This is a genomic window from Nonomuraea sp. NPDC049141 (assembly GCF_040648415.1).
In the GTDB taxonomy this organism is placed as follows: domain Bacteria; phylum Actinomycetota; class Actinomycetes; order Streptosporangiales; family Streptosporangiaceae; genus Nonomuraea.
This window is the reverse complement of the sequence record NZ_JBEZDR010000159.1, coordinates 1-2,052: the sequence shown is the minus strand read 5'-3', so window position 1 is coordinate 2,052 and position 2,052 is coordinate 1. Positions and strand designations below refer to the sequence as shown.

Genomic DNA, 2,052 nt, shown 5'->3' with positions numbered 1-2,052 from the left:
GACGGCAAGGACGCCAAGGAACTGCCGTGCGACACCGACGTGCTGGTCGAGGCGGTGAACCGGGCCAACGAGGACAACGGCGGAGCGTTCAAGCTGGCCAAGGACTGCACGTACAAGTTCACCGAGGAGACCGGCAACAACGCCTTCCCCGTCATCGACGAGCGGATCACGATCCTGGGCAACAACTCGACGTTCTTCCACGACGGCACCGCACTGTTCCGGTTCTTCGAGGTCGCCTCCGGCGGCGACCTGACACTGAAGGACCTCACCCTCAAGGGCGGCCAGGTGACCGCGCCCCCGCCGCCACCGAGCACCGCCAACGGCGGCGCCCTGCTGGTCCAGGAGGGCGGCGAGGCCACCCTGAAGCACACCAAGCTCATCGACAACCGGGTCACCGGCGTCGGCAACCAGGGCAACGGCGGCGCCATCGCCAACTTCGGCACGGTCGAGATCGACAAGAGCGTCCTCGCCAACAACCACGCCCGCGGCGTCGGCAACGGCGGCAACGGCGGCGCCATCTACAACGAAGGCGTACTGACCGTCCACGACACCCGTATCGACAGCAACACCGCCACCGGCAACAGCGCGGTCAGCGGCAACGGCGGCGGCATCGCCAACGAGGACGACGGCATCGCCACCATCGCCTACAGCCAGATCACCAACAACAAGGCCAGCAACGACGGCGGCGGCATCCACAGCGAAGACGACGCCCGCCTCACCGTCACCCGCACCAAGATCGCCCACAACACCGCCTGCGACGACGGCGGCGGCATCCACAACGACGGCGACTCCACCATGCTGCTGGAGTACGTCATCATCGCCGGAAACAAGGCCACCGACGACGGCGGCGGCGTCTACCACGACAGCGACAACATCGCCACCATCAAGCACGCCGTCTTCACCGACAACACCGCCGGCGACAACGGCGGCGGCCTCTTCAACGGCGACACCCTCAACCTCTACGCCAGCGAGTTCAAGGGCAACCACGCCGAACAGGGCGGCGCCATCTACAACGACAACAACGCCGTCCTCACCATCCGCGACAGCAAGATCGTCGGCAACTTCGCCTCCGAAACCGCCGGCGCAGGTGGCATCTACAACAACGGCAACGCCACCGCCGTCAACCTCGACAACAAGACCATCATCAAGAAGAACGAACCCCGCAACTGCACCAACGTCACCGGCTGCGCCAACTGAACCACCACATAACGAAGGGATCCCTTCCCCCTGCCCGGGGGAGGGGATCGCTTCCGTGCGGGCGCCGGTCCGGTCAGCGCGGCTTGCCGGCACGGAGCCGGGCAAGGGACGACGAATCCGCCGCGGGGCTGGAAAGGTGCCTTGCCTCCGGTGGGTTTCCGGGGCTGTTGAGGCGACTCGTGGCATAGCCGCCGGTTCCGGCACGACTGCGGGCCCGACTCCTCGGCGTCCGGACCGTCACGCCTTGGCCCGCGATACCCCTAACGTGGGTTCTTTTCGGATATGACCGTGAAGGGAAAAAGATTCTCATACGGTGATCCTCAGTAGCTACAACCGATTTGTAGCCAGGGCAGCCCGCGGTGGCGGAGCAGCCCTGTCTGGTACGAGGAGAGAGCAGAGAGCTCCGATGTCCAACTACCTTCGCAAGAACGCCGAGAACACCGCGTCGAAGAGCCGGCGCAAGCTGTGGCTCGCCACCGGCGTCGCCGGGTTGACCGGCGTGGTCAGCCTCGCCGGCGTCGCCGCCGCGAGCAGCGCGGGCGCCGTCGGGGTCGACCGTCTCACCGACCTGAAGTGGTCCACGGCCGAGCAGGTCGCCAGGGACGACACCGCCGGTCGCGACGACCGGGCTGGCGAGACCGGCAAGAGCCAGGATGGCCAGGATGCCGGTGGTGGCCAGGACGACTGGCAGGGCAAGGACTGGCACGGCAAGGACAGCAAGGACTGGCAGGGCAAGGACGGTCGTGACGGCAAGGACCACGACGGCAAGGACGCCAAGGAACTGCCGTGCGACACCGACGTGCTGGTCGAGGCGGTGAACCGGGCCAACGAGGACAACGGCGGAGCGTTCAAGCT

The 2,052-nt window shown here is 66.7% G+C and carries 2 protein-coding genes; both read left to right on the top strand.

The window, feature by feature from the left end:
* The coding region (locus tag AB0B91_RS65435) for a hypothetical protein (protein WP_358343095.1) at positions 1–1,197 on the top strand (1,197 nt) is incomplete at its 5' end.
* Positions 1,198–1,603: 406 nt separating this feature from the next.
* Positions 1,604–2,052, top strand: a 449-nt coding sequence (locus AB0B91_RS65430) for a hypothetical protein (protein WP_358343093.1), incomplete at its 3' end; no start/stop codon positions are given.